We start from the raw sequence: 25317 nt of genomic DNA, 5'->3' as shown, positions 1-25317 counted from the left end.
GCTGTTGAACCTTCCCTACGCTCGCAACATCAAATCGCCATCAGGCGTAACAGCGAGGATTCGACAATGACCCGTTTTGATAAGTTTTTTGGACTGAAGGCGATTACCCTCACGGCCGCGCTGTCGATGACGGCGGGCCTGGCTTTCGCCGGCGATAACGTCTCCGCCAACCAGATTCTGGATGCGCTGAAGCCCAAGCCGGCGACCCGCGGCCTGTCCGTCGGTCCGCAGGCCGATCCGGCGGTGCAGGCCAAGGAATCGACGTTCCTGAACACGGTGCGCAACCGCTCGACCCGGTCGCTCTCGACGGGCGAGCGCGAGCAGATCGCCGAGCTCGCCGCGACCAAGCCGAAGATCGATCTGGAGATCCAGTTCGACTACAACTCGGCCGACATCGCCAAGACGTCGGTGCCGTCGGTGCAGGCGCTCGGCAAGGCGCTGTCCGATCCGTCGCTGAAGGGCTCGACCTTCGTGGTCGCCGGCCACACCGATGCGATCGGCGGCGAGGAGTACAATCAAGGGCTCTCCGAACGGCGCGCCGACACCATCAAGAAGTACCTGGTGCAGAACTATGGTCTCAACGGCACAGATCTCGTCACCGTCGGCTATGGCAAGACCAAGCTGAAGGACACCGCCAACGGCGCCGACCCGATCAACCGCCGCGTCCAGGTCGTGAACATGGAAGCCAAGACGACGGCGTCCAAGTAAAATTGTCCAAGTGAAATTCAAGTCATCGCCGCGTGAAACACGCCGCCTGCCACGATCGTGACAGGCGGCGCTTTCATATCCAGCTCTGGAACAGCATCAACCGGTTGAACGTCTGCATGGACGTGCCGATGAAGGCCGCCGAGATCGGCAGCATCACCGCAAAGCCGATCGCCGCGACCCCGACATAGGCCCACAGCAGCCAGCGCGGCAGCCCCTCTCGTCGCAGCACATAGACCAGCGCAAGCGACGCCACCGTTGCGGCCGGCAGATAATAGTAGAGGAAGCCGAGCGTGCGCGGCAGCAAAGCCCAGGCGAGCCACGAGCCGAAATAGAACGCCGCGATCAGGAACGCGTCCCAGCGCCGCGCGACGATAAAGTCGCGCAGCACGACGGCGAGCGCGAGCAGCGCCGGCCACGCGACCAGCGGATTGCCGAGGAAGACGATCGCGGAGACATTGTTCTCCGAGGTCTTGTCGAACAGGAACCACACCGGGCGCGCGAGCAGCGGCCAGGATGGCCACGCGCTCATATAGGTATGGCCGGCGATCGCGGTCGTAGTGTTGTCGGCGAATATCCGGCGCTGCGCCTCGATCAGATCCGGCAGCGACGCTCCGTAGAGCGGCACGAAAGCGGCAAGATATGTCAGCGCCGGCAGCACGGCAAAACAGAGCGCGACATGCTGCACGCGAAGATCGGGCCAGAGATCGGGCCGATACCAGTCGCTCGGCGTCGCGCCGGCGAACAGCGTGCGCCAGCCCTGCATCAGCCGGATCACCGCAACCATCACGATGCAGATGCCGAGCGGAAACAGGCCGCTCCATTTGCAAGCCGCCGCGAGGCCAAACAAGGCGCCCGCGAGCGCGAACAACGCATGCGGGCGCTCTCTTCGAAAGCCGTGCATGAAGGCGGCAATCGCGAGCAGGCCGAACCCGAGCGCGTAAATGTCGAGCATGGCGATGCGCGCCTGCACGTAAAGCATCTGGTTGAAGCCCGCGATCGCCGCGGCGGCGATCGCGGGCCCTTGCGCGGAGAACAGCGCGAGCCCGCACAGATAGATCGCGACGATCGCCAGCGCGCCGAACAAGGTCGACGGATAGCGCCAGCCCAGCGCATTGTCGCCGAAGGCGGCGATCGATGCCGCGATCAGCTCCTTGGCCAGCGGCGGATGCATCGGATTGAGCATCGGTTGCGACATCGTGGGTGCCAGCATCTGCCGTGCCGCCGGCACGTAATGCACCTCGTCGAAGACGAACTTCTCCGGCGCCGTCAGGCCGATCAGCAGCGCGAGATGCGCGACCAGGAAAATCGCGACAGCGATCACTGCGCTCTGCGACACCTTCGGAACCGCGGGCAATTCGAACGGCTGCTGTGGGGCTATTTTGCGTGGCAAATCTGCTTCACCGCGGAGAAAAACAAAGACGGCACTTTTCATTGAACGCATTCTGCCGCAACTGTCACTAAGCATAACGCACGTCCAGCACCGCTTGTGATAATTTCGCCACATCAGAAGCGCGCACGATCCGGTACGATCAGGGACATATCGATCGGTTGCGAAATGAATTTGCGTTTCTGGCTTTTCCCCACTCTGTTGTCGGCCGCGTTGTGCGCGGCGCACTGCGCGCAGGCGCAGACGCGCGTCGGCGAAGCCGTCGTGATCCAGAACGACGTGGTGCGCGTGGCCACGACCACGACGCCGATCAGTGTCGGCGACAGCATGCTGCGCGACGAGACCGTGCGCACCGGCGCCGACAGCGCCGCGCGCTTCGTCATGGCCGACAGCACCAACCTCTCGCTTGGCCCGAGCGCCACGCTGAAGCTCGACCGCACCGTCTTCAACGACGAGCACAGCTATCGCGACGTCGCGATCCGCATGACCACAGGCGCATTCCGTTTCGTCACCGGCCATTCGGAGAAGACCGCTTACAAGATCACCACCCCGCTCGCGACCATCGGCGTGCGCGGCACCACGCTCGACATCCTCTCCCAGCGCGGCCGCTCCGTCGTCGTGCTCCAGGACGGAGCCGCCAGCGTCTGCACGACGAACTCCCAGTGCGTGCAGCTCACCCAGCCCGGCGACACTGCAATCATCACCTCGGCCGGCGGCAAGGTCAGCATCACCAAGACCAACACGCCGCCCTGGACCTTTGCCGCCAATTGCGCCGCAAGCGCCGGGCTGTGCTCGGTCAACCAGTATGCGGACGCCTCGCCGACCATCACGCCTGCCGTCCACGACGACGGCATGCTGTGCGGGCGGTGATGATGGCGAAACTCGACGTCAGACGCCTCGTCCTCGCCGCCGCGCTGACCGCAACCGCTGCGTTTGCGTTCTTCGCGTTCAATGCGCGACCGGCGGCAGCGCAGGCGACTTGCGAGTCCGGATGCGGTGGGCCGACGCCCTCACCGTCACCGACCTATTCACCGTCGCCGTCGCCGTCGCCGACACCCACACCGACCCCCTCGCCTTCGCCGAGCCCCTATCCGTCGTCCTCGCCGAGCCCGTATCCACCGCCTCCACCTTCGGGCCCGACCGGCGCGGACTCCAGCGGCAATTCGATCGGCGGCCTCGCCAACCAGCGCTTCAACCAGATGATCACCAACCGGGTGCTCGGCACGGTGCTGCTCGGCGTCAACGAGCAGGTCAATTGCAGCGACTGCATCAGCGCATTCGGCTCCGCCGGCTCGTTCTCGGCCGGCATTCACGGCCGCAAGGAGCTGACCAACAACCTGTCTCTGCTCGCCGGCATCGCCTACACGCAATACAGCGAGGGCGGCTACAATATCACCAGCGCGCCGATCGGAGCGTTCGCTCTGCGCTATGACTTCACCAACTGGGGCTCGTCGCGCCCGTTCTTCGACGTCGGCACCATCCTGACGCCGTGGGAGAAGGCGCGCTACACCCGCAACTACAACACCAGCCTCGGGCCGGTGAGCGTCACGGGCTCGACCAACGCGTCGAATTACGCCGTCTATGGCCGTGCCGGCTGGATGAGCCGCGTGTCCCCGCGCGACGAATTCGCGGCCTCGATCGAAGTCTGGCAGCTCTGGCAGCGCGTCTCCGGCTATTCGGACAGCGCCGTGGCGTTCAATCCGTTCGACGCCTCCATTGCGACCGGCACCGACCGCACCAGCCTGGTCAAGATCGGCGGCCAGTGGACGCACCTCTTCGGCAGCAACATCGAGACCAACATCAATGGCGGCTGGGTGCAGTCCTTCGCCAGCCATGGCGGCATCGTCGCCACCGTGACCGGCGACGGCCTGGTGGTGCCGACCATGGGCAACCAGGGCTGGTTCGAATATGGCGGCCGCCTCGGCTTCCGCGTGCAGAAGGGCTGGATCGTCGACCTGTTCGCCAACGGCACGCTGGGCCCGCAGCCGGTGGGGAACACCATCCATGGCGGCGTGGGGCTGCGGATTAATTACTGAGGCCTCTAGGCAAGGTTTCGTAGGGTGGGCAAAGCGGAGCGTGCCCACCAACTCTCTCAATCGTCGATGAATGGTGGGCACGGCGCTTTGCGCCTTTGCCCACCCTACAGCACCTGTGTTGACGTCACGCTGCCGACTTGCCCTCGAACGCGCGACGCAGCACTTCCACATCGAGCTTGACCATCTTCATCATGGCTTGCATCGCGCGCGCAGCCGCAGCCTTGTCTGGGCTCGACAGGAATTCGAACATCACCTTCGGCACCACCTGCCAGGATACGCCCCAGCGATCGCTGATCCAGCCGCACTGCTGCTCCTTGCCGCCATGAGCAAGGAACGCGCTCCAGACGCTGTCGACCTGAGCTTGATCGTCGCAATGGATCATCAGCGAGATTGCGTGGGTATATTCCACCTTCATGCCGCCGTTGAGCGCGACCAGGGGCTGCCCGGCCACCGTGAACTCGACGACGAGCACCGAGCCTGTCTTGCCGGACGGGCCGTCCGAAACGTTGCGCTGGACGTGCGTGATTTCCGAGTTCGGAACGAGCGACACGTAGAACTTCGCGGCTTCCTCGGCATCGCCGTTGAACCACATGCAGGGCACGAGCTTGGACATCGTGAATGCTCCTCTTGGGATGGTCGATATTCGTTGGCTTCGGTCAGGCGTTCGCCATGTCGGACTGCGCGGCGAAGGCCGCCATGTCCATCCAGTTCACGCCCCACATATGACCATCCGGATCCTCGAAGCTGCGGCCGTACATGAAGCTGTATTCGTCCTTCGGGCTGGGATCGGCCACACCGCCCGCGGCCTCGGCCTTGCCGACGACGTCATCGACCTCGACGCGGCTGTCGGCCGAGAGGCAGAGCAGCACCTGGTTGGAGGTCTTGGCATCCGCGATCGGCTTCGGCGTGAACTTGCGGAATTTGTCGTGGGTCAGGAGCATGGCGAAGATGGTCTCGGAGAAGACCATGCAGCTCGCCGTCTCGTCGCTGAATTGCGGGTTCCTGACCGCACCGACCGCCTCGTAAAAGGCCGTCGCGCGCTTGAGGTCGGTCACCGGCAGATTGACGAAGATCATTTTGGGCATCGGAGGCTCCTTGGGCGGGGTTCTGCCCAAGGACGGATGGCCCGACGGCCATCCGACACGGCTTCCGAATATTTTTTGAAGGCCGTGCCTGCGTGGTTCTGTCGCACAGAACCAGCAGGCTTTCAGGCCCTTACTTCTTCTCGTTGGGATCCCGGTGCACGGGGTCGATCCACAGCACGGTCTCGGGCTTCTCGACCGGCTCGATGTCGAGGTTGATCGCGACCGCCTCGCCGTCGCTGCGCACCAGCACGCATTCCAGCACCTCGTCCCGGCTGGCGTTGATCTCCTGATGCGGCACGTAAGGCGGGACGAAAATGAAATCGCCGGGGCCGGCCTCCGCGGTGAATTGCAGGCTCTCGCCCCAGCGCATCCGCGCCTTGCCCTTCACCACGTAGATGACGCTTTCGAGATGGCCGTGGTGATGCGCACCGGTCTTGGCGTCCGGCTTGATGCTGACCGTGCCCGCCCACAATTTCTGCGCGCCGACGCGCGCGAAATTGATCGCGGCCGCGCGGTCCATGCCGGCCGTCGACGGCACATTGGTATCGAGCTGATTGCCGGGAATGACGCGCACACCGTCATGTTTCCAGCGATCGTCATGATCGTGGTCATGGTGGGAATGCGTGTGGTCATGGCCGGTCATGGGACTTGCTTTCTGTTGGTTCCGTGCGCGGCAAGCTAACCAAAGCGGGCCTATCAAGCCATACCCAAAATCGGAACTCTCGTAGTCGGCAGGCGTTGTTTTCGCGAGCCAACTGGAAGGAGAGTTTCATGGGTAGCACGAGCGACAAGATCAAGGGCACCGCCAACGAGGCCATCGGCAAGGCCAAGCAGGGCATCGGTGAAGCCACCGGTTCCGATCGCCTGAAGGGCGAAGGCGTGGTCCAGGAAGTGAAGGGCAAGGGCCAGCAGGCCATGGGCGACGCCAAGGACGCCGCGAAGGAAGCAATCGATCGCGCCGCGGCTGCGGCAAAGCGCGCGGCGGAGTGACGCGCGTCAATCTGAAAGCGAAGAGACCGGCCGCGAGGCCGGTCTTTTTGTTTTGCGCTGATCTCTATCCGTCATGGCCGGGCTTGTCCCGGCCATCCACGTCTTGGCTGCACGAAGGAAAGAACGTGGATGCCCGGGACAAGCCCGGGCATGACGACGTAGGTTCACTTCACCGCGAGCAATTCCACGTCGAACATCAAAGTCGCGTTCGGCGGGATCACGCCGCCGGCGCCGCGCGCGCCATAGCCGAGCTGCGGCGGGATGATCAGCGTGCGCTTGCCGCCGACCTTCATCGTGGCAACGCCCTCGTCCCAGCCGGCGATGACACGGCCCTTGCCGATCGGAAACTCGAACGGCTCGTTGCGGTCGACCGACGAGTCGAATTTCTTGCCCTTCTGGCCGTTCTCGTAGAGCCAGCCGGTGTAATGCATCACGCAGATCTGGCCGGGTTTCGGCGAGGCACCGGTGCCGACAACGTTATCAATGGTCTGCAAGCCTGAAGCTGTGGTCATGGGTTTTCCTGCGGTCTGGGCCGAGGCCGTGGTGGAAACGAATGTCGACACGCTGCCGATCACGGTGATCGCAAGTGCCGACATGATGGCGAAGAGTGCGCGCTGGAAACGCTGCATAAGAGACCTTCCGTTTGAGGCGGAAGGTGTCTAGCGCAACGAAGCAATCGTTTCCAGCCCTCGGCCCTTAATAGCCCAGTGCGCAGCCGTCCTTGCGCGGATCGGAACCGCCGGTGAGCGTGCCCTTGTCCCAGTCGATCCAGATCGCCTGCGCGCCGCCGAGCGGGCCGACCACGCTGGTGGTCTTGTGGCCGAGCTTCTTCAGGCCTTCGACGATATCGGCAGGCACGCTGTCCTCCAGCTGGTACTGGCCCTCGTAGTGCAGACCGCGCGGCATGTCGATCGCCTCCTGCACGTCGCAGCCATAGTCGAGGATGTTGGTCACCACGTGAGTCTGGCCGACCGGCTGATATTGTCCGCCCATCACCGCGAACGGCATCACGGAGCGGCCGCCCTTGGTGAGCAGGCTCGGCATGATCGTGTGAAGCGGACGCTTGCCGCCGGCGATGCAATTGGGATGGCCGGGCTGGATGCGGAACCCACCGGCGCGGTTCTGGAACAGCACGCCGGTCTTGTTCGAGACGATCGCCGAGCCGAAGGAATGCGCGATCGAATTGATGAACGAGCAGACGTTGCGGTCCTTGTCCACGACCGTGATGTAGATGGTCGAGGGATTCATCGGCGGCGCGACGTTCGGCAGGTCGAGCATGCCGTCCATGCGGATCTTGCTGATGTACTCGTCGGCAAAGCCCTTCGCGAGCATTTCGGCGACGTCGATCTTCATATGCTCAGGGTCGGCGACATGCATCTCGCGGTTCATGTAGGCGATGCGCGCGGCTTCGGCTTCGAGATGGAAGCGCTCGATGCTGAGCGGCGCGTACTTGGTCAGGTCGAACCGCGACAGGATGTTGAGCATCAAGAGCGCGGTGACGCCCGGGCCGTTCGGCGGGCACTGCCAGACGTCGTAACCCTTGTAGTTGGTGCCGATCGGCGTCGTCGTCTCGGTGGTGTGGGCGGCGAAATCGTCGAGCGTGTGCAGGCCGCCGATCCCGCGCAGGGTCTCGACCATATCCTCCGCGATCGCGCCCTTGTAGAAGGCGTCGCGGCCGTCCTTGGCGATCGCGCGCAGCGTCTTGCCGAGTTCGGCCTGGCGGATGATGTCGCCGGCGACCGGCGGCTTGCCACCCGGCAACAGGTAACGCACCGTGTTGGTGCCACCCTTCAGCTTCTCGAACTGGTTCTTCCAGTCGAAGGCGATGCGCGGGGCGACGACGTAACCCTCTTCCGCCGCCTTGATCGCGGGCTGGAGCAGGCGGTCGAAGCCGAACTTGCCGTGATCGCGCAGCACGGTCGCGAAGGCGTCGATCACGCCGGGGATCGAGACCGCATGCGCCGAGGTCAGCGGCACGGAATTGATCTTGCGCTCGAGATACCAGTCGGCGTTCGCCGCCTTCGGGGCCCGGCCGGAGCCGTTATAGGCGATGATCTTGCCCTCGCCGCGCGGCTGGATCAGCGCAAAGCAGTCGCCGCCGATGCCGGTCGATTGCGGCTCGATCACGCCGAGCAGCGCCGAACCCGCCACCGCCGCGTCCACCGCCGTACCGCCCTCGCGCAGCACCTCGATCGCGGCCAGGGAGGCCTGCGGATGCGAGGTCGCGACCATCGCGTTGGTGGCGTGGACCGTGGACCTGCCGGGGAAATGGAAGTTTCTCATCGAAGTTTTGCTCTCTCAGGGCTCTCTTGGGGGGCTCTCTTGGGCGGTCGACGCGGAGGGCGCGCCGTCTCGGAAAAACCGGGCCTACATGACACATTCCAGCCCGCCGGGGCAATGCTGGCATACCAGCGAAATAGCTGCCATCCGCTGGGCGTATAGACCTTTTGCCGTCCGGGGCCATGCGGGTTTTCTGGGCGGCGGCCGCCTGCTAAACGAGCCGCCATGATCCACAAGGTCGCCGCCTTTTACCAATTCGCCGCCCTGCCCGATTACCGCGAGCTACGCGAGCCGTTGCGCGCGTTCTGCGCGGGCCTCGCGCTCAAGGGCAGCGTGCTGCTCGCCCAGGAAGGTATCAACGGCACGATTGCGGGTGCGCCCGAGGCGATCGACGCCTTCGTCCACGAGCTCGCGCACGGCGCCCTGTTCGGCGGCCGGCTGAACAATCTCGAGCTGAAATTCTCGACCGCCGAGGCGATGCCGTTCGGCCGGCTCAAGGTGCGGCTGAAGAAGGAGATCGTCACGCTCGGCGACGAGGCCGCCGATCCAACGCGCCAGGTCGGCACGTACGTCGAGGCCGCCGAATGGAACGCGCTGATCGCAGCACCCGACACGCTGGTGCTCGACACCCGCAATGCCTTCGAGGTGGCGATGGGCACGTTCGAGGGTGCGGTCGATCCCGAGATCAAGAGCTTTGGCCAGTTCAAGGATTTTGCCGCCGAGCAGCTCGATCCGGCAAAGCACCGCAGGATCGCGATGTTCTGCACCGGCGGCATCCGCTGCGAGAAGGCGAGCGCGCATCTGCTCGCGCGCGGCTTTGCCGAGGTCTATCACCTCAAGGGCGGTATCCTCAAATATCTCGAAGAGGTGCCGGAGGCGCAGAGCCGCTGGCGCGGCGAATGTTTTGTATTCGACGAGCGCGTCGCACTCGGTCATGGCTTGCGCGAACGGGGCCTACGCGAACAGGAATTGGGGCACGACCGTGACGAGTGACATCAAGACGCTGGGCGAACGCATCGACACGCTGGAGACGCGCATCGCCTATCAGGACGATACGATCGAGACACTCAACCAGACGATCACCGCGCAGTGGAAGCAGATCGACGCGCTGACGCGGAAGATCGCAGAGCTCGGCGAGCGACTTCAGGAAGCCGAGACGAATGCGCCGGGCCCCGCCAACGAGCCCCCGCCGCATTATTGAGGATGATGAGCTACAGCCCTGACGCTTTCGGCAGCAGGCTCGCCACCTCGACCGACATCATCAGGCGGTCGCGCCCACCCTGCTTCGCCGCATAGAGCGCCTGATCGGCTGCCTCGACGAGCGAGCCCACGCCGGCGGTGCGTTCCAGCGCGGGCCGGCAGGCCGCGCCGCCGAGCGAAGCGGTGACGCAGCCCGACGCGTGATTGGTGCTGTGGACGAGGCCCGCCTCGCGGATCGCCCGGCGGATCCGCTCGCCGATCCGCGCGCAGCCGGCGGCATCGGTGTTCGGCAGCAGCATGGCGAATTCCTCACCGCCGTAGCGCGCAGCCAGATCTCCGGCGCGCTGCATCTCGGCCGCGATGACCTTCGCCACCACGCGCAGACAGGCATCGCCTGCGGGGTGGCCGTATTCGTCGTTGTAGGCCTTGAAGTGATCGACGTCGATCATCAGCAAAGCGAGGCTGGAGCGGTCGCGATAGGCGCGCGCCCATTCCTCCTTCAACCGTTCGTCGAAGCGGCGGCGGTTGGCGAGCCCGGTGAGGCTGTCCTCGATCGCGAGCGTCTCGAGCCTGGTCTCCAGCTTCTTCTGCTCGGTGATGTCGCGCGAGATCGCGACCACCCCGTCGACGCTGCCGTTTTCCTTGCGCGTCACCCGCATGGTCGATTCGAGCCAGACTTCCGAGTTTTGCCGGTGCGCGTTGCGATAGGTGACGCGCGCCTCGTCCTTTTCGCCACGCTTCATGGCATCGACGAGCGCCTGGACCTGCGGCCGATCATCCGCATGGATGCCGGCGAGCGCCGGCGTTCCGATCAGCTGATTGGGCCGCCAGCCGACGACGCGAACCGACGAGGGCGAGACATAGCGCAGCCGCTCGTCGAGCCCGATGCGGGTCACCATGTCGCTGGAGCCTTCCGCGAGCAGGCGGAAATGCGCCTCTTTCTCGACCAGGGCCGCGGCCATGCGCTGGCCCCGCTGCAACTGCCGCACCAGCACCGCGCCGATGACCGCGATCAGCACGACCAGCGCGAGCACGTAGAGCATGCGAGAGATCGCCGCGGCTCGCCAGGGCGCCAGCAGCTCGGCCTTGTCGACCATGGCAAGCAGGACGAGCGGATAACGGCCAGAGCGCTTGAAGAAGCTGACGCGCTCGGCGCCGTCCAGCGGCGACCTGAAATGGTATGCGCCGCCCGGCTGCTGCAGGCTCGCGTCGCGGAATAGCGGGGTGTCGGCGACGCTGCGGCCGACGAACCTGTCGTTGCTTGGATTGCGCGCGATGATCATGCCGTCGCCATGCACGAGCGCCACGGAGCTGTTGCGGCCGAGCTCGAACTGCTCGTAGAAATGCGCGAGATAGTTCGCGCTGATGGTCGCAAGCACGACGCCGCCGAAGCTGCCGTCCTGCTTGTTGAAGCGGCGCGACAGGGTGACGACCCATTCGCCATCGAGCTGGCTCCGCACCGGATGGCCGACATGAGGCTCCCGTTTCGAGGACAGCTGGTGATGACGGAAGAAAGCGTCGTCGCTGAGCGTCGAGCCGATCGTGCCCGGCGAGGTCAGCCAGTTGCCCTGGTCGTCGATAATGGCGAGGCTGTGAATGCGCGCGATCGCCTTCTTGCGCGCCTCCAAGAGGTTCCTGAGCTTGGCGATCGTGGCGGGTTCGGCGCCGTCCATCTCCAGCCGGCTGACGACGCCGACGACGCCGGAATCCAGCAGGTCGAGGCTGTCCTCCGCATGCTGCGTCAGCGAGCGCGCAACATTCGCCATCTCGGTCTCGGCGCCCTTGAGCACGGCATCGCGCGCGGCCCATTCACGCCAGCCGCTGACGCCGAGGATGGTCGCACAAGTGAGCACGACGAACGCCGCCGCGCGCAACGGCAGGCGGCTCCATCCGGCTCTTTGTGAGGCGACGGTCATGCGGCAGAAATCTCCGATCGCCGGAACTTCCACCGCTTCTGTTATTGAACCCTGAAACGCTTGAGGACATTCGCAGCGTTATGCGGGTTTTCCCGTACTCCTACGGACTGGAGCGTCGCTGGATCGCTAACAATGCGTTAGCGACCCTATCGGAAACCGAGCGCCCCGGCGCTCGCTGAACGTCGGCCTTAGCTGAAGATCGACTTAACCTTGTCCCAGAGCGAGGGACTGTCGGCGTCCGCATCGGCCTTCGACGGTGTCGGCTGCGCAGCGCTGACCGGATCGGACGCAGGGAAACTGTCCTCCAGCCCGGCTTCAAGCCTGGTATGGCGATCGGCGGCCAGCGCCTTGCCAAGATCATCAGCGTGCTTGTCGTGCGGCGCGGGATTGAATGTCTCAGCCATGGAGTCCTCCTCGATTGGGAGGTCAACGCGGTGCATTTGCGCTGGTTCCACTGTTCCGCTCCGGCTTCCGGCAGTGTATCAGGAACCTCAATCTTGATAGGACCGTCCGTGCCCCAGTCTGCGACAAAGCCCTTCATCGACGTGCTCTCCGGCCAGCGCCAGGCTACCCCGCCCATGTGGATGATGCGGCAGGCCGGGCGTTATCTGCCGGAATATCGCGAGGTGCGAGCCAAGGCCGGCGGCTTCCTCGATCTCTGCTTCAACCCGGAGCTTGCCGCCGAAGTGACGCTGCAGCCGATCCGCAGGTTCGGCTTCGATGCGGCGATCATCTTCTCGGACATCCTGGTGATCCCCTATGCGCTCGGCCGTTCCGTGCGGTTCGAGGTTGGCGAGGGTCCGCGGCTGGAGCCGCTGGATGATCCCGCAAAAGTCGCGACACTCGCCGCGCACGCCGACTTCAGCAAGCTCAAACCGGTGTTCGAAGCGCTCAGGCTCGTGCGCGGTGCGCTCGATCCCAAGACCGCACTGATCGGCTTCTGCGGAGCGCCGTGGACGGTGGCGACCTACATGGTCGCAGGCCAGGGCACGCCCGACCAGGCGCCGGCACGGATGATGGCCTACCGGCATCCGGAGGCGTTTGCGAAAATCATCGACGTGCTCGTGGAGAACTCGATCGAATATCTGCTGGCGCAACTCGCGGCCGGTGCCGATGCGTTGCAGATCTTCGACACCTGGGCCGGCGTGCTGCCGCCGGCCGAGTTCGCGCGCTGGTCGGTCGAGCCGACCCGGCGCATCGTCGAAGGCGTGCGCGCAAAAGTGCCCGATTCGAAGATCATCGGTTTTCCGCGCGGCGCCGGCGCGCAACTGCCCGGTTACGTCGAGGCGACCGGCGTGAATGCCGTCAGCATCGACTGGACTGCCGAGCCGGCCTTCGTCCGCGAGCGCGTGCAGAGCCGCGTCGCCGTGCAGGGCAATCTCGATCCGCTGGTGCTGATCACAGGCGGCGCTGCGCTCGATCGCGCTGTGGACAACGTGCTGGCGAACTTTGCGCAAGGGCGCTTCATCTTCAATCTCGGCCACGGCATCCAGCCGGAGACGCCGATCGCCCATGTCGAGCAGATGCTGAAGCGCGTGCGGGGCTGAGGCTCCGCGCCGTCATTGCGAGCGCAGCGAAGCAATCCAGAATCTCTCGGCGGTGACAGCCTGGATTGCTTCGCTACGCTCGCAATGACGGATGCTGTACGTACTGCGCTCTCAAAATTTAGCGCGGCCGGCTGCGCTCGATGATCTCGGCGGCGCCCTTCGTCAGCAGCTCCAGTCCCACCGCACGGCCGAGCTCGCGCGGGCGGTTGGCGGGGCCCGTGTGCGAGGCTTCGATGATGGTGTTGCCGGAGAGGTCGAGCACGGACGCCGTCAGCGACATCTGATCGCCTGCGATGGTCGAAAAACCCGCCACCGGCGAATTGCAATGGCCGTTGAGCACCCACAGCACCTCGCGCTCGGCATCGGCAGAAGCGTGCGCAGAGGGATCGTCGATCGATGCCAGGATCTGCCGCGTCTGCCAGTCCTGCGCGGCACATTCCACGGCGACGATGCCCTGCCCTGCCGCGGGCAGCATCTCCGCCGCGGAGAATTCATAGGCGATACGGTGCGAGAGGCCGACGCGGTCAAGACCGGAACGCGCCATGATCAGCGCATCGGCGGGACCAACCGCGCCGCCATCCGGCAACTTCTGCTTCTCGCCATTGTCGAGTTTTCGCACGCGGGTGTCAGCGGCGCCGCGGAAGTGGATCACTTCGACATCGGGAAACAGCCGCCGCGCATAGGCGGCGCGACGCACGGCGTTGGTGCCGATCTTGAAACCCTTGCCGCGCGACTGGCGCAGCGCTTCCAGCGTCACCCCATCGCGCAGCACCAGTGCGTCACTCGGGGGATCGCGCGATAGCGTAGCGCCGATGACGAGGCCGGGCGTGTCCTCGTTGCCAGGCATGTCCTTCAGCGAATGCATCGCGGCCTGCAATTCGCCGGAGAGCACGGCAGCGCGGATCTGCGCCACGAAGGCGCCGCCCTTGCCGCCATGCGGCAGCAGCTTGCCGGTCTGGTCGAGATCGCCCGTGGTGTCGAACTTGACGATCTCGACATCGAGATCGGGCATGGCGGCGGTCAGGCGGCGCGCGATCTCTTCCGTCTGCGCCAGCGCCATCGCGCTCTTGCGTGTGCCGATCTTCAGTCGCGTAGCCAAGTCGAATGTCCTTTCAGCGCAATGTTTATCGCGCATCCTCCAATATCATGTCGGAGGCCTTTTCGGCGATCATGATGATCGGCGCGTTGGTATTCCCCGACACGAGGTCCGGCATGATCGAACCGTCGACGATGCGAAGGCCTTCGAGCCCCCTCACCTTCAGCCGCTGGTCCACCACCGCCAGCGCGTCATTGCCCATACGACAGGTCGAGGTCGGATGGTAGATGGTGCTGCCGCGCTCGCGGCAATAATCGAGCAGCTCTCCATCCGTGGATACCTTTGCGCCAGGATCGTACTCGCTGACCACGAACGGCTTCAGCGCCGGCGCATTCAGGATCTTGCGCAAGATCTTCAGGCCTTCGACATTGGTGGTGCGATCGGTCTCGGTCGACATGTAGTTGATGCGGATCTCCGGCGGCGCGGTCGGGTCCGCGCTTTTGATGCGCAAGGTCCCGCGGCTTTCGGGCCGGAGCTGGCACACCGACGCCGTGAACCCGGAAAAATCATGCAGCTTCTCCCCCATCTTGTCGGTCGAGAACGGCAGAAAGTGCACCTGGATGTCGGGCGAAGCGAGGCGAGGATTGGTCTTGAAGAACGCGCCCGCGGTGCCGGCCGCGATGGTCAGCCAGCCCTTCCGGAACAGCGCATAGCGCGCGCCGGCCAACGTGCGGCGAAACGGATTATTGACGGTGTCGTTGAGCGTGATCTTCTGCGAGCAGCGCATCACGATGCGGACCTGCATGTGGTCCTGGAGATCGTGGCCGACGCCCGGCGCGTCCAGCACGACATCGATGCCGTGCTTGCGCAAGAGATCGGCAGGGCCGACGCCGGAGAGCTGAAGGAGCTGCGGCGAGTTGTAGGCGCCGCTCGACAGCACGACCTCTTTGCGCGCGCGGGCCCGGCGCACGGTTGTGCCTTGCCGGTATTCGACGCCGACCGCGCGGCGTGCCTCGAACAGCACGCGCTGGCCGAGCGCCTCGGTCTCGACCTTGAGATTGCTGCGCGTCTTCGCGGGTCCAAGATAGGCCACCGCCGTCGAGGCACGGCGGCCGTTGCGCGTCGTGGTCTGGAACAGGCCGACGCCCTCCTGCGTGGCGCCGTTGAAATCGGGGTTGTAGGGCAGACCGGTCTCGACCGCGGCATCCATGAAGGCCTTCGACAGCGGATCGGTCACGACCATGTTGGACACCGGCAGCGGGCCGCCGCTGCCGTGATATTGATCGGCGCCACGCGCCTGGTTCTCGGCTTTCTTGAAATAGGGCAGCACGTCGTCATAGCCCCAGCCGGCATTGCCGTGCTGGCGCCAGCGATCGTAATCCTCGTGCTGGCCGCGGACATAAAGCAGGCCGTTGATCGAGCTCGATCCGCCCAGCGTCTTGCCGCGCGGCTGGAACACCTGGCGCCCCTTCAATTCGGGCTCCGGTTCGGTCTGATACATCCAGTTGACCGTCTTCTCCTTGAACAGTTTTCCGTAGCCGAGCGGCACGTGGATCCAGATGTTGGAATCCTTAGGTCCCGCCTCGAGCAGCAGCACGCTGTGCTTGCCGTTCGCAGACAGCCTGTTGGCGAGCACGCAGCCAGCGGAGCCGGCGCCGACGATGATGTAGTCGAACTCAGGATCGGACGGCGCGAGGGAGGAATTTGCGTTCATGCGCTACTGTTCTTTTTGTTGGTGTGGGCGTTTCCGGTTCGTCACTAGCACAATCATGCGCGTAGACGCAGCGCCTCGACCAGTGACTTGAACGCACGGGCATATTCCGCCCCTGCCCTTGCGATATCCGTGCGCCCGGCGCAGGCGACCGCCGCCTCCGTCACCGCGCCGAGCAGCAGCCGCGCCAGCGGCTCGACCGGTTGCTTTGCGATGAGGCCGGCCTCCATCGCCACCGACAGCGCGCGCGGCATCTTACCGCCAAAATGCTGCGCGTCGATCTCCCGCCAGCGCTCCCAGCCGAGCACGGCCGGGCCGTCGCGCAGGATGATCTGACCTGTCGGGCCCTTGGCGGTCGCCGCAAAGTAATGCTGCGTGCCGGCGACCATCGCGGCGAGCACGTCCTTCTCGGCGCGCGCGGTGCGGTCGATCTCGGCGACGAGATCGCGCGAGACAGAATCGAACACCGCTTCGAACACCACCTCCTTGGTCTTGAAGTGATGATAGACCGCGCCCTTGGCAACGCCCGCGGCCGCCGCGATGTCGTCCACGGTGGTCGCGGCAAAGCCCTGCGTCCCGAACAGGCGCCGCGCCTCCGTCAGGATCGCCTCGGATGTCGCCGCCCGCCGCTCCGCCTGCTTTGCCATCGCTCCCGTCTAGTCCAATTCGTCGCACCCGGCCAGTTGACTTTTCGACTACCGGTCGGTATTTACCGACTATCAGTCTGTTTTAATCGTGAGGTGCGCCATGCCGAGCCGTGACGTCGTCGAAGCTTTTGCGAAGCGGTTGGAGGATGGGGAGTTTGTCGAAGCGATCGAGCAGTACTACACGTCCGATGCCGCGACCTATGAGAACAACGCCGCCCCGACAGTCGGCCGCGACAAGCTCGTCGCCAAGGAGCGCGGCGTGCTCGCGGCCTCCAGGAAGGTCAAGGCCGTCCGCGTCGGGCCGAGCCTGATCGAGGGCGATCACGTCGCGACACGCTGGCGGTTCAGCTTCACCAATGCCGAAGGCGTCGTCCGAACGCTGGATGAGATCGCGTGGCAGACCTGGCAGGGCGATCAGCTGATCGAAGAACGGTTCTATTATGATCCGAAGCAGCTCGGGCGGTGACGTTCGGCACATTTGGCAACAGAGCGGGCTGGCAGCCTCCTCGCGGCCATCCTTCGAGACGCCCGCCTTCAGCGGGCTGCTCAGGATGAGGCCTGCTCCGCGGCAACATCTTAGACCCTCATGGTGAGGAGCGCAGCCTTGCGGCGCGTCTCGAACCATGAAGGCCGAGCGCGTTCTGCGATCGGCCCACTGTTACAACCGTAACGCGGGGCGCCGCATTTGTATCGATTTGTTATCGATACCCTCGCTTGAACACGCAGAAGTGGCCATGGCGATCGTGGCCAGCGGGGATAATTCATATTTCGTCAAAGGTTTGCAGCGAATCCTCCTGATCGAGCCGGACAAACGGCCCATGCTGCTAGGCCCTGGAATGCGGACTCAAACGACCAGCTATTTCGCGCGGCTGTTCGCCGGCGATCTGTCGGCCTTTGGCGGTCCTGCAACCGACGAAGCCGTCGCCGGACATATCCGCGCCGATCAGATGTCACTGGTGCTCGGCTACTCCGTCGGCATCATGCTTGCCAATGCCTGCAACGCGGCCGTACTCGCCATCGCGCTCTGGCATTCGCCGGACTGGAAGTTTGCGTTGGCCTGGGCCGCGATCGTGGCCGGCGCCGCGATCGCGTTCGGCCTGCAATCCCACGCCTCGCGCCGGATCACAAAACCGCAATTCGTTTCGCGTCGGGCGATGCATCGGCTGGTGCGCAACGCCTTCGTGCTCGGCGTTGCCTGGGGCATCGTCCCGGTCGCCTTCTTCGCGAATGCCGCGACCGGCGGCCAGCTCGTCATCACCTGCCTTTGCTCGGGGATGCTGGCCGGCGGCGCACTAGCCTTCGCCACGATCCCGATTGCGGCCATCGCTTTCACGAGCCCCATCTTCGTCGGCATCGCCATCTGCCTCGGCCGCGACGGCGATCCCGCCTATGTGCTGATGGCCATCCTGGTGGTGGTTTACGGCAGCGTGCTGCTGCGTGCGGTGTTCGTCAATTCATTCGCTTTCGCGCGGCGCGTGATCCGGCAGATCGAGGCCGAGCGCACGGTCCGGCAGGATCCCCTCACGCTGTTGCCCAACCGCTTCGCCTTCAACGAGACGCTCGAAGCCGCGCTCCGGCGGATGGCCCTGTCCGGCGAGGAATTCGCGGTGCTCCTGCTCGACCTCGACCGCTTCAAGGAAGTCAACGACAAGTTCGGCCACCCCGCCGGCGACGAATTCCTGATCCAGGTCGCAGGCCGGCTGCAACGCTGCACGCGCGCGGCCGAGCACGTCGCGCGAATTGGCGGCGACGAGTTCGCGCTGGTGATGGCCAATCTGGCACGGCCGGAGGATGCGCTCGAGATCGCCGAACGCTTCGTCGCGGCCTTCGACGAACCGTTCCAGATCGAGGGCCGCCAGATCGCCGGCGCGACCAGCGTCGGCATCGTGCTGGCGCCGCGCGACGGCACCACGCAGCTCGACATCATGAAGAATGCCGACGCGGCGCTGTATCGCGCCAAGAAAGCAGGTCCCGGCACGGTCTGCTTCTTCGAGGAAGCCGATGACAGGGTGTCACGCGATCGCAAGGCGCTGCAAGCGGACCTCGAAGGCGCCATCGCCAGAGACGAGCTGTTCCTGGTGTTCCAGCCGTTCCTCGATCTCGGCGAGAACCGCATCACCGGCTTCGAGGCGCTGCTGCGCTGGCAGCATCCCCGGCGCGGACTGGTGCCGCCGAGCGAATTCATCCCGATCGCCGAGGAGACCGGGCTGATCCACGAGATCGGCGAATGGGTGATCCGGCGTGCCTGCGCGACGCTTTCGGACTGGCCGGAGGACATCAGGGTCGCCGTGAACTTCTCCGCCGCGCAGTTTCACAGCACCGGCATCCTCCAGACCATCGTGCAGGCGCTCGCGGACGCGAAGGTCGCCCCGCACCGGCTCGAGGTCGAGATCACGGAATCGATGCTGCTGTCGAAATACGGCTCCGCGGCGTCAATCCTGAACGCGCTGCTCGAGCTTGGCATCACGGTGGCGCTAGACGATTTCGGCACCGGCTTCTCCTCGCTCACCTATCTGCGCAAGCTGCCGTTCAGCCGTATCAAGATCGACCAGTCCTTCATCCGCGACATGCTGGTGCAGCCCGACTGCGCCGCGATCGTGAAGTCTGTGATCTCGCTGGCGCGCGACCTGCGCATCGGCGTGGTTGCGGAAGGCGTCGAGACCGCCGACCAGCTCGAGTTTCTGCGCCAGTTCGGTTGCGACGAAGCGCAGGGCTATCTGATCAGCCGGCCGGTGTCGGCCGATGGCGTTCTGGCGCTGTTGAACACGAAAAAGCAGCGGGCGACTTACGCGGCGTAGGGAAATACTCGCAAATGTGAGGCGGTCCGCTTCCAGGGGTGAAGCAGACTCGCGCAGGGCAGAATTTCTTCAAGCCACCCTTTGCAAATGAATCACTGCCAGGCAGTTCTGCATCCCGCGCCAGTCTTCGCGGTCATAGGGTTGGTCTGCATCCCTGACCTAAGGCTGTCCGCTGTTTTGAGAGCGTTTCCGAGTGTTTCGGCGCGCTACCACTCTCAAGACGGCTTGCCGTGTCGGCCCCATTAAGCAACACTTGCCTCATTTCAAAGTAATTATTTTTGAGGGGCATCATCATGCCTGAGATATTTGAAGTCGTGCTGTGGTGTGCCGCGCTTGCGACATGGTTGATGCTTCTCTTCGCCCTCGTGAGCAAGACCCTGAAACAGCTCTCAAAGAGCATCCGCCGCGCGATAGAGGAAGCTTTCAAGCCCGACTTGAAGTGATCTCGGCTACGATGCCCGATCGAAACTGAACCGGCCCGCCCCGGTGACGAAGATCAACATCGCGCCTCCCATGATCGAGACATTCTTCAGGAAGTGGTTGTATTGACCGATCTGCTGCGCACCCGCGGGATACTCCCAGTAGCGGTGCGCAATAGCCGTTGCCGCCAATACGAACACAAACGTCAGAATTGCGCAGTAGCGCGTACCGACGCCCAATATCAAACCAACGGATATCAATACTTCCAGTACGATGTTCGTCATCGTGAACAGCTCGGGTGCTGGAAGATTCAGGGACCTGAAATACCCCACAGAGCCGCTGAAGTTGGATATTGCTCCATACGCGCTTCCGACGAATACCCACGCGAGGAGAATGCGGCCGATTAAAATCAGCGCGTCAGCTCGCCCTGTGGCGAACGCATCGACTGCCAGCGAGACAGAATTGGATTTCATGGCAGAACCTCCACCCTTGCTGTCCAAGACCGGCTGAACGCATCTATTGCCGAGAGCAAACCTATCATGATTGGTGGACCGCACGAAGCGCTCTTGCCGGCCCATTGACGCTGCAAAGCCCGCTTCGTCACCGCCCTTAGCTGCCTCGCCAGGACGACCTGCACCCGCCCGCTCCGAAAGTAGGGCGGATGCGCGAGCCTTCAGGCTGATCGCGGTTTCCGAGTACGCCTTCCAGCTCCGGTCAGACCGCATCTTCCCGGAGCAGCGTGTCCACGGTGATGGTACCGCGGGCGCGGGAGACGCAGGCGCAGATCTTCTGGTTGCTTTGCTTCTGGTGATCGCTGAAGAAGACGTCGCGATGATCGATCTCGCCGTCGACCTCGACCACGTCGATCGCGCACAGGCCGCATTCGCCGCGCTTGCAATCGTACATCACGTCGTGTCCGCTGGCATTGAGCACATCAAGCATCGAGCGCTCGCGCGGGATTTCGAGCTCGACATCGGTCCCCTTCAGGCGCACGCGAAACGTCTCGGTCGGCAGCGTGCCGCTGGAGCCGAAGGTCTCGTAGCGGAGATCGGGAAGCGGATGGCCGGCGCCGATCCAGGCGTGGCGCGCGGCATCCAGCATCCTCATCGGGCCACAGAACAGCGCCAGCGCACCTTGCGGCAATGATCCGAACAGCGCATCGAGGTCGAGTCGCCGGCCCTCGTCGCTCGCGTGAACGAGCAGGCGCTCACCGAGCATTTTGGCGAGATCGTCGAGATAGGCGGCATCGGTGCGCGAGCGCACGGCATAATGCAGCGTGACATCAACGCCGCGACGCGCCAGCGCCTGTGCGGCGCCAAGGATCGGCGTGATACCGATGCCGCCAGCGATCAGGCAATAGTTTTCGCGCGTCCAGTCGACTGCGAGCAGCGAAGCCGGCCGGGTGATGTCGAGCCGAGCCCCGGGGGTGAGCTGCCACATGTAGCGCGAGCCGCCGCGGGAATCCTCGGCGCGGCGCACCGCGATCCTGAATCCGCGCGAGGACGCCTCACCGACCAGCGAATAGGATCGCGTCTCCGGCAGGCCGTCGATGGTCACGCTGATATTGATGTGGCTGCCGACCGGATAGGCCGTGCCGTCGAACTGATCCGGCAGGATCAAGAATTCGCGGATGCCCGGCGCAAGATCGCGCGTCGCGACCAGCGTTGCCGGAATCCAGGTTTCGATGAAGCGCATGGCGATTGCCCTAGTCGGTTGCGGTCCTGATCAGCGCGAGCGCCGGCAAGAGGTCGAGATGGGTGCGGTTGCGCAGCGCAAGCCGCAGGTTTCGCACTGCGAGGCGCGCGTGCTCGCGCATCACGGCCTCGGCGCGGGCGCCTTCGCGGTTCTCGATGGCGTCGATCACGACGCGATGGTGCTCCTGCCCGATGATCAGAATCTGCTGCGCCTCGGGCAGCGCCGATTGCGCCATCACGAAACCGCTTGGCGAGGCGAACGGCAGCGCCGAAGCGCGGTCGATCTGCCGGATCAGCGGCGGGCTGCGCGACAATTCCGTGAGCAGTGCGTGGAAGCGCGCGTTCAGCGTGACATAGGATGAGAACGCGTCGACCGAGATCGGCACCTGGCGCAGCAATTCGTCAATTGCGGCAAGGCACTCCTTCAGCGGCTCGAGCTCGCGCGCGGAAACGCCGCGCTCGGCTGCGAAGCGCGCGGCGAGCCCTTCGAGCGTGCCGCGCAGCTCGATGGAATCGGAGATGTCGCGCTCGGAAAACGCCTTCACCATGAAGCCGCCTGAGGGAATCGCCTCCAGCAGGCCTTCCTCCTCGAGCCGCACCAGCGCCATGCGCACCGGCGTGCGCGAGGCGCCGGTCGTCTCCACCGCCTGCAGCTCGGAGATGCGCTCGCCGGGCCGTAAGCGACCCGACAGGATCTGGTCGCGCAGCGCGAGCTGCGCCTTCACGGTCTGCGAGACGGAGCGGTCGACCTCTCGCTCGGGCGCTGCTTTCACCTGGCCTACTCCGCGGCCTGGAGCTGCTGCGGCGCGCTTTCCTTCGCCACCATCCTGTCGATCAGCTTGCGCGTCCACATCGCACCGGCATCGATGTTGAGGTTGTAGAAGATCCGATCGGGGTTCTCGTCCATGGCGCGCTGCTGCGCCTCGAGGATCAGTTCGTCCTCGTGGAAGATGCCGGAGACGCCTTCGCGGATCTCGGTGGTGATGCGCTGCTCGCCGATCTGATAGTTGCGCACGAAGGCCCAGAAATAGTGGCAGGTCTTCTCGGTCTCCGGCGTGATGGTGTTGAGCACGAAACCGTTGACGCCCTGCGAGCGGTCGCCTTCGGGCGCGCCGGTACCTGTCGGCGCCACGCCGACATCGATCGCGATCGTGCACGGGGCTTCGAAGCGGATGATCTGCCAGCGGTCGACGAGGCCGGGCTTGCCGAGCTGCTTGGCCCAGAACGGCGGCGCCTCGATGCCGCGCATCCAGCGCGTCACCGTCACCGTCTTCTCGCCATGGGTGACGTCGAACGGCGCCTCGGCGACCGCATCGTTGCCGATCGACGAGCCGTGCACAAAGGTCTCGTGGGTGAGGTCCATGAGATTGTCGAGCACGAGGCGGTAGTCGCAATTGACGCGGATGGTCTTGCCGTCGCCGGCCCAGGCCGGATCGTGATTCCAGTGCATGTCAGGGACGAGCGCGGGATCGGCGAGCGCAGGGTCTCCCATCCAGAGCCAGATGTAGCGATGACGCTCGACCACGGGATAGGCGCGGACACAGGCCGACGGATTGATGGTCTCCTGCGAGGGCATGAAGGTACAGCGCCCCTGCGCATTGTATTTCAGGCCGTGATAGCCGCAGACGACGGTGTCGCCTTCCAGCCGGCCCTTGGACAGCGGCACCAGGCGGTGCCAGCAGGCATCCTCCAGCGCGGCCACCGAGCCGTCGGCCTTGCGGTACATCACGACATGCTTGCCGCAGATCGTCCGCGGCAACAGCGCCGGCTTGACGTCGGCGTCCCAGGCCGCGGCGTACCAGGCGTTCATCGGAAAGGGTTTTGTCACGGGTCGCTCTCCCAAGCGCTTATGAATACGTTATGTATACAATAGCGGAGAGGTAGAATCGTTCAAGGCTAAATATGGCGTATTTGGATACCTATTATCTTGGTTATGTATACAACTATACCGGAAGTCATTCCCCGCGAAGGCGGGGAATCCAGTACGCCGCAGCTCCTCCGCATCACGGCACGGCCGCGGCGTACTGGATCACCCGCTTTCGCGGGTGATGACAGCGGAGAATGCGGCAAACACTTCCTCGGAGCAGCAACCGAAGAGTCGTCCTGGGCTCGGCGCCCTACGCCCCGAACACCTTCTTCAGCCCTGCCTGGGCCTCTTCCTGAATCCGCTTCAGGTGCTCGGTGCTGCGGAAGCTTTCCGCGTAGATCTTGTAGACGTCCTCGGTGCCCGACGGCCTTGCGGCGAACCAGCCGAAATCGGTTTCGACCTTGATGCCGCCGAACGGCTGGCCGTTGCCCGGCGCCTTGCCCAGCGTGGCGCGGACGGGATCGCCGGCGAGGTCCTTGAGGCCGAGCTGCTCGGGCGTGACGGACTTGAGGATGTTCTTCTGGGGCGCAGTGGCGGCGACGTCGATGCGCGCATAGTGCGGCACGCCGAGCTCGGCAGTGAGGTCGTTGAAGAGCTGGCTGGGATCGCGGCCGGTCTTCGCCATGATCTCGGCTGCGAGCAGGCCGAGGATGATGCCGTCCTTGTCGGTGGTCCACACCCCGCCGTCGCGGCGCAGGAACGAGGCCCCTGCACTCTCCTCCCCGCCGAAGCCGAATCCGCCCGTGAGGAGGCCGTCGACGAACCATTTGAAGCCGACCGGCGTCTCGACCAGCCTGCGGCCGAGCTTCTTGGCGACGCGGTCGATGATCGAGCTCGACACCACGGTCTTGCCGATCGCGGCATCCCTGCCCCAGTTCGGGCGGTTCGCGAACAGATAGGAGATCGCGGTCGCAAGGTAATGGTTCGGATTCATCAGGCCGCCGGTGCGCGTCACGATGCCGTGGCGGTCGGCATCGGTGTCGTTGGCAAAGGCGACGTCGAAGCGGTCGCGCATCGCGATCAGGCTCGCCATCGCGTAAGGCGAGGAACAATCCATGCGGATCTTGCCGTCCCAGTCGACGGTCATGAAGCGGAAGGTCGGATCGATCGCCTCGTTCACGACGGTGGCCTTCAGGCCGTAGCGCTCGATGATCGGATGCCAATAATGCACGGCGGCGCCGCCGAGCGGATCGATGCCGATATTGATTCCGGCGGATTTAACCAGATCGAGATCGACGACATTGCCGAGATCGGCGACGTAGGGCGTGATGAAGTCGTAGGCGTGCACGTTCGCGGATTTGCGCGCCTTGGCGTAGTCGATGCGCTTCACGCCCTTCAGGCCGTCGGCGAGATAGGCGTTGGCGCGCTTCTCGACCACGGAGGTCGCGTCGGTGTCGGCCGGGCCGCCATGCGGGGGATTGTATTTGTAGCCGCCGTCCTCGGGGGGATTGTGCGAGGGCGTGACGACGACGCCGTCGGCAAGGCCGCTAGCGCGGCCCTTGTTGTAGGTCAGGATCGCGTGCGAGATGACAGGCGTCGGGCTGTAGCCGCCGTCCTTGTCGATCATGATGTCGACGCCGTTGGCGGCGAACACCTCGACGGCGCTGACCAGCGCCGGCTCGGCCAGCGCGTGGGTGTCGATGCCGATGAAGAGCGGACCGGTCAGGCCCTTTTCTGTCCTGTAGTCACAAATTGCCTGCGTGGTCGCGAGGATGTGGCCCTCGTTGAAGCTGTTCTTGAACGATGTGCCGCGATGGCCGGAGGTTCCGAACGCCACCCGCTGCGTGGGATCGCCGACATCGGGCTTGCCGGCGAAATAGGCCGTCACCAGCCGCGGAACATTGGTGAGCGCGTCCGGCGAGACCAGCTTGCCCGCCGCGGGGTCAACATCAGCCACTGAAATATCCTCGTCCTGTCGTGCAGAGTTTGTGGATTACCATAGCATCGGCCGGGCCCCCGCCAAGGGCACAACACGCGCGGTTGGCTGGCCGTTCC

27 protein-coding genes are annotated in these 25317 nt (G+C 64.6%); 11 read left to right on the top strand and 16 right to left on the bottom strand.

All coding sequences use genetic code 11. The features are described from left to right. Positions 1-66: 66 nt before the first annotated feature. On the top strand, positions 67-708 hold the full coding sequence (locus AB7535_RS02680; protein WP_354078963.1) for an OmpA family protein: 642 nt from the start codon (positions 67-69) through the stop codon (positions 706-708). Positions 709-781: 73 nt separating this feature from the next. Here AB7535_RS02680 and AB7535_RS02675 read toward each other — a convergent pair whose 3' ends face one another. Next, positions 782-2212: a phospholipid carrier-dependent glycosyltransferase gene (locus AB7535_RS02675; RefSeq protein ID WP_094183871.1), complete on the bottom strand. Its 1431-nt coding sequence runs from the start codon at positions 2210-2212 to the stop codon at positions 782-784. A gap of 51 nt (positions 2213-2263) precedes the next feature. On the opposite strand from AB7535_RS02675, the gene AB7535_RS02670 reads away from it, so the two are divergent. Then, positions 2264-2965 (top strand): FecR family protein, encoded by a 702-nt coding sequence (locus AB7535_RS02670; RefSeq protein WP_085399111.1) that lies wholly within the window; start codon positions 2264-2266, stop codon positions 2963-2965. Positions 2966-2967: 2 nt separating this feature from the next. Further along, positions 2968-4131 carry a hypothetical protein gene (locus AB7535_RS02665; protein ID WP_439037218.1) on the top strand — a complete coding sequence of 388 codons (1164 nt, stop codon included), beginning with the start codon at positions 2968-2970 and terminating at the stop codon, positions 4129-4131. 124 nt (positions 4132-4255) lie between these two features. Here AB7535_RS02665 and AB7535_RS02660 read toward each other — a convergent pair whose 3' ends face one another. The 3 genes from AB7535_RS02660 to AB7535_RS02650 all read right to left on the bottom strand — a co-directional run bounded on the left by AB7535_RS02660 (position 4256) and on the right by AB7535_RS02650 (position 5859). Continuing rightward, the gene (locus tag AB7535_RS02660) at positions 4256-4744 is read right to left on the bottom strand and encodes a VOC family protein (protein WP_071916231.1); all 489 of its coding nucleotides are present in this window, start codon (positions 4742-4744) and stop codon (positions 4256-4258) included. Between the two features lie 43 nt (positions 4745-4787). Continuing rightward, the gene (locus AB7535_RS02655) at positions 4788-5216 is read right to left on the bottom strand and encodes a VOC family protein (protein WP_085399112.1); all 429 of its coding nucleotides are present in this window, start codon (positions 5214-5216) and stop codon (positions 4788-4790) included. Between the two features lie 130 nt (positions 5217-5346). Next, complete coding sequence (locus tag AB7535_RS02650; protein WP_028148584.1) at positions 5347-5859, bottom strand: cupin domain-containing protein; 513 nt, start codon at positions 5857-5859, stop codon at positions 5347-5349. 128 nt (positions 5860-5987) lie between these two features. On the opposite strand from AB7535_RS02650, the gene AB7535_RS02645 reads away from it, so the two are divergent. Beyond that, complete coding sequence (locus tag AB7535_RS02645) at positions 5988-6206, top strand: CsbD family protein (RefSeq protein WP_028148583.1); 219 nt, start codon at positions 5988-5990, stop codon at positions 6204-6206. 164 nt (positions 6207-6370) lie between these two features. On the opposite strand, the gene AB7535_RS02640 is transcribed toward AB7535_RS02645, so the two are convergent. After that, positions 6371-6769 carry an FKBP-type peptidyl-prolyl cis-trans isomerase gene (locus tag AB7535_RS02640; RefSeq protein WP_354113368.1) on the bottom strand — a complete coding sequence of 133 codons (399 nt, stop codon included), beginning with the start codon at positions 6767-6769 and terminating at the stop codon, positions 6371-6373. Here AB7535_RS02640 and AB7535_RS02635 point away from each other — a divergent pair. Further along, positions 6717-6869, top strand: coding sequence for a hypothetical protein (locus AB7535_RS02635; RefSeq protein WP_245343969.1), 153 nt, complete (start codon positions 6717-6719; stop codon positions 6867-6869). The genes AB7535_RS02640 and AB7535_RS02635 overlap by 53 nt on opposite strands. Before the next feature lie 33 nt (positions 6870-6902). Here the strand turns inward: AB7535_RS02635 and ggt are convergent, their stop codons facing one another. Beyond that, entirely contained in the window at positions 6903-8489 is a 1587-nt protein-coding gene (gene ggt, locus AB7535_RS02630; protein ID WP_085399114.1) for a gamma-glutamyltransferase, read from the bottom strand. A gap of 222 nt (positions 8490-8711) precedes the next feature. Here ggt and trhO point away from each other — a divergent pair, with 222 nt between their 5' ends. Together trhO and AB7535_RS02620 are read left to right on the top strand one after the other, a co-directional pair. Next, the gene (gene trhO, locus AB7535_RS02625; RefSeq protein WP_085399115.1) at positions 8712-9479 is read left to right on the top strand and encodes an oxygen-dependent tRNA uridine(34) hydroxylase TrhO; all 768 of its coding nucleotides are present in this window, start codon (positions 8712-8714) and stop codon (positions 9477-9479) included. After that, positions 9469-9687, top strand: a complete 219-nt coding sequence (locus AB7535_RS02620; RefSeq protein ID WP_063985210.1) for a SlyX family protein — start codon at positions 9469-9471, stop codon at positions 9685-9687. The genes trhO and AB7535_RS02620 overlap by 11 nt, the downstream gene beginning before the upstream one ends. A gap of 10 nt (positions 9688-9697) precedes the next feature. Here AB7535_RS02620 and AB7535_RS02615 read toward each other — a convergent pair whose 3' ends face one another. Both AB7535_RS02615 and AB7535_RS02610 read right to left on the bottom strand, forming a co-directional pair. Continuing rightward, the gene (locus AB7535_RS02615; protein WP_085399129.1) at positions 9698-11602 is read right to left on the bottom strand and encodes a diguanylate cyclase domain-containing protein; all 1905 of its coding nucleotides are present in this window, start codon (positions 11600-11602) and stop codon (positions 9698-9700) included. Positions 11603-11790: 188 nt separating this feature from the next. Next, the gene (locus AB7535_RS02610) at positions 11791-12006 is read right to left on the bottom strand and encodes a hypothetical protein (protein WP_071917675.1); all 216 of its coding nucleotides are present in this window, start codon (positions 12004-12006) and stop codon (positions 11791-11793) included. Positions 12007-12114: 108 nt separating this feature from the next. On the opposite strand from AB7535_RS02610, the gene hemE reads away from it, so the two are divergent. Next, on the top strand, positions 12115-13149 hold the full coding sequence (gene hemE / locus AB7535_RS02605) for a uroporphyrinogen decarboxylase (RefSeq protein ID WP_085399116.1): 1035 nt from the start codon (positions 12115-12117) through the stop codon (positions 13147-13149). 118 nt (positions 13150-13267) lie between these two features. Here the strand turns inward: hemE and hemC are convergent, their stop codons facing one another. The 3 genes from hemC to AB7535_RS02590 are packed head-to-tail and all read right to left on the bottom strand — an operon-like array spanning position 13268 to position 16543. Next, positions 13268-14248 carry a hydroxymethylbilane synthase gene (gene hemC, locus AB7535_RS02600; protein WP_085399117.1) on the bottom strand — a complete coding sequence of 327 codons (981 nt, stop codon included), beginning with the start codon at positions 14246-14248 and terminating at the stop codon, positions 13268-13270. Between the two features lie 25 nt (positions 14249-14273). Beyond that, complete coding sequence (locus AB7535_RS02595) at positions 14274-15899, bottom strand: GMC family oxidoreductase (protein WP_085399118.1); 1626 nt, start codon at positions 15897-15899, stop codon at positions 14274-14276. A 53-nt stretch (positions 15900-15952) separates the two neighbouring features. Then, entirely contained in the window at positions 15953-16543 is a 591-nt protein-coding gene (locus AB7535_RS02590) for a TetR/AcrR family transcriptional regulator (RefSeq protein ID WP_085399119.1), read from the bottom strand. 100 nt (positions 16544-16643) lie between these two features. On the opposite strand from AB7535_RS02590, the gene AB7535_RS02585 reads away from it, so the two are divergent. The 3 genes from AB7535_RS02585 (at position 16644) to AB7535_RS02575 (ending at position 19784) form a co-directional block, all read left to right on the top strand. After that, on the top strand, positions 16644-17009 hold the full coding sequence (locus AB7535_RS02585) for a nuclear transport factor 2 family protein (protein WP_354113358.1): 366 nt from the start codon (positions 16644-16646) through the stop codon (positions 17007-17009). Positions 17010-17379: 370 nt separating this feature from the next. Beyond that, positions 17380-19341 (top strand): putative bifunctional diguanylate cyclase/phosphodiesterase, encoded by a 1962-nt coding sequence (locus tag AB7535_RS02580; RefSeq protein WP_085399130.1) that lies wholly within the window; start codon positions 17380-17382, stop codon positions 19339-19341. Positions 19342-19634: 293 nt separating this feature from the next. Next, positions 19635-19784, top strand: a complete 150-nt coding sequence (locus AB7535_RS02575; protein WP_166084486.1) for a hypothetical protein — start codon at positions 19635-19637, stop codon at positions 19782-19784. 6 nt (positions 19785-19790) lie between these two features. Here the strand turns inward: AB7535_RS02575 and AB7535_RS02570 are convergent, their stop codons facing one another. The 5 genes from AB7535_RS02570 to pgm form a co-directional block, all read right to left on the bottom strand. Beyond that, positions 19791-20234 (bottom strand): DoxX family protein, encoded by a 444-nt coding sequence (locus AB7535_RS02570; protein WP_071917677.1) that lies wholly within the window; start codon positions 20232-20234, stop codon positions 19791-19793. A gap of 241 nt (positions 20235-20475) precedes the next feature. Further along, the gene (locus AB7535_RS02565; protein ID WP_085399121.1) at positions 20476-21456 is read right to left on the bottom strand and encodes a PDR/VanB family oxidoreductase; all 981 of its coding nucleotides are present in this window, start codon (positions 21454-21456) and stop codon (positions 20476-20478) included. Between the two features lie 10 nt (positions 21457-21466). Continuing rightward, positions 21467-22228 carry a GntR family transcriptional regulator gene (locus tag AB7535_RS02560; protein ID WP_028148569.1) on the bottom strand — a complete coding sequence of 254 codons (762 nt, stop codon included), beginning with the start codon at positions 22226-22228 and terminating at the stop codon, positions 21467-21469. Positions 22229-22233: 5 nt separating this feature from the next. Beyond that, positions 22234-23283, bottom strand: coding sequence for an aromatic ring-hydroxylating dioxygenase subunit alpha (locus tag AB7535_RS02555; RefSeq protein WP_187387662.1), 1050 nt, complete (start codon positions 23281-23283; stop codon positions 22234-22236). A gap of 289 nt (positions 23284-23572) precedes the next feature. Beyond that, the gene (gene pgm / locus AB7535_RS02550) at positions 23573-25219 is read right to left on the bottom strand and encodes a phosphoglucomutase (alpha-D-glucose-1,6-bisphosphate-dependent) (RefSeq protein ID WP_354078978.1); all 1647 of its coding nucleotides are present in this window, start codon (positions 25217-25219) and stop codon (positions 23573-23575) included. Positions 25220-25317 lie beyond the last annotated feature (98 nt).

The organism is Bradyrhizobium sp. 956_D2_N1_4 (assembly GCF_052076025.1).
Classification (GTDB): domain Bacteria; phylum Pseudomonadota; class Alphaproteobacteria; order Rhizobiales; family Xanthobacteraceae; genus Bradyrhizobium; species Bradyrhizobium barranii.
Note: the sequence above shows the minus strand (reverse complement) of the source record. Positions and strands in the feature narration are given on the sequence as shown.

Excerpts from the sequence above, each read along its gene's own strand:
- AB7535_RS02680 (WP_354078963.1), top strand. The coding sequence starts at position 67 with ATGACCCGTTTTGATAAGTTTTTTGGACTGAAGGCGATTACCCTCACG.
- AB7535_RS02675 (WP_094183871.1), bottom strand. The coding sequence starts at position 2,212 with ATGTGGCGAAATTATCACAAGCGGTGCTGGACGTGCGTTATGCTTAGT.
- AB7535_RS02670 (WP_085399111.1), top strand. The coding sequence starts at position 2,264 with ATGAATTTGCGTTTCTGGCTTTTCCCCACTCTGTTGTCGGCCGCGTTG.
- AB7535_RS02665 (WP_439037218.1), top strand. The coding sequence starts at position 2,968 with ATGGCGAAACTCGACGTCAGACGCCTCGTCCTCGCCGCCGCGCTGACC.
- AB7535_RS02660 (WP_071916231.1), bottom strand. The coding sequence starts at position 4,744 with ATGTCCAAGCTCGTGCCCTGCATGTGGTTCAACGGCGATGCCGAGGAA.
- AB7535_RS02655 (WP_085399112.1), bottom strand. The coding sequence starts at position 5,216 with ATGCCCAAAATGATCTTCGTCAATCTGCCGGTGACCGACCTCAAGCGC.
- AB7535_RS02650 (WP_028148584.1), bottom strand. The coding sequence starts at position 5,859 with ATGACCGGCCATGACCACACGCATTCCCACCATGACCACGATCATGAC.
- AB7535_RS02645 (WP_028148583.1), top strand. The coding sequence starts at position 5,988 with ATGGGTAGCACGAGCGACAAGATCAAGGGCACCGCCAACGAGGCCATC.
- AB7535_RS02635 (WP_245343969.1), top strand. The coding sequence starts at position 6,717 with ATGGGTTTTCCTGCGGTCTGGGCCGAGGCCGTGGTGGAAACGAATGTC.
- ggt (WP_085399114.1), bottom strand. The coding sequence starts at position 8,489 with ATGAGAAACTTCCATTTCCCCGGCAGGTCCACGGTCCACGCCACCAAC.
- trhO (WP_085399115.1), top strand. The coding sequence starts at position 8,712 with ATGATCCACAAGGTCGCCGCCTTTTACCAATTCGCCGCCCTGCCCGAT.
- AB7535_RS02615 (WP_085399129.1), bottom strand. The coding sequence starts at position 11,602 with ATGACCGTCGCCTCACAAAGAGCCGGATGGAGCCGCCTGCCGTTGCGC.
- AB7535_RS02610 (WP_071917675.1), bottom strand. The coding sequence starts at position 12,006 with ATGGCTGAGACATTCAATCCCGCGCCGCACGACAAGCACGCTGATGAT.
- AB7535_RS02595 (WP_085399118.1), bottom strand. The coding sequence starts at position 15,899 with ATGAACGCAAATTCCTCCCTCGCGCCGTCCGATCCTGAGTTCGACTAC.
- AB7535_RS02590 (WP_085399119.1), bottom strand. The coding sequence starts at position 16,543 with ATGGCAAAGCAGGCGGAGCGGCGGGCGGCGACATCCGAGGCGATCCTG.
- AB7535_RS02585 (WP_354113358.1), top strand. The coding sequence starts at position 16,644 with ATGCCGAGCCGTGACGTCGTCGAAGCTTTTGCGAAGCGGTTGGAGGAT.
- AB7535_RS02580 (WP_085399130.1), top strand. The coding sequence starts at position 17,380 with ATGCGGACTCAAACGACCAGCTATTTCGCGCGGCTGTTCGCCGGCGAT.
- AB7535_RS02575 (WP_166084486.1), top strand. The coding sequence starts at position 19,635 with ATGCCTGAGATATTTGAAGTCGTGCTGTGGTGTGCCGCGCTTGCGACA.
- AB7535_RS02570 (WP_071917677.1), bottom strand. The coding sequence starts at position 20,234 with ATGAAATCCAATTCTGTCTCGCTGGCAGTCGATGCGTTCGCCACAGGG.
- AB7535_RS02565 (WP_085399121.1), bottom strand. The coding sequence starts at position 21,456 with ATGCGCTTCATCGAAACCTGGATTCCGGCAACGCTGGTCGCGACGCGC.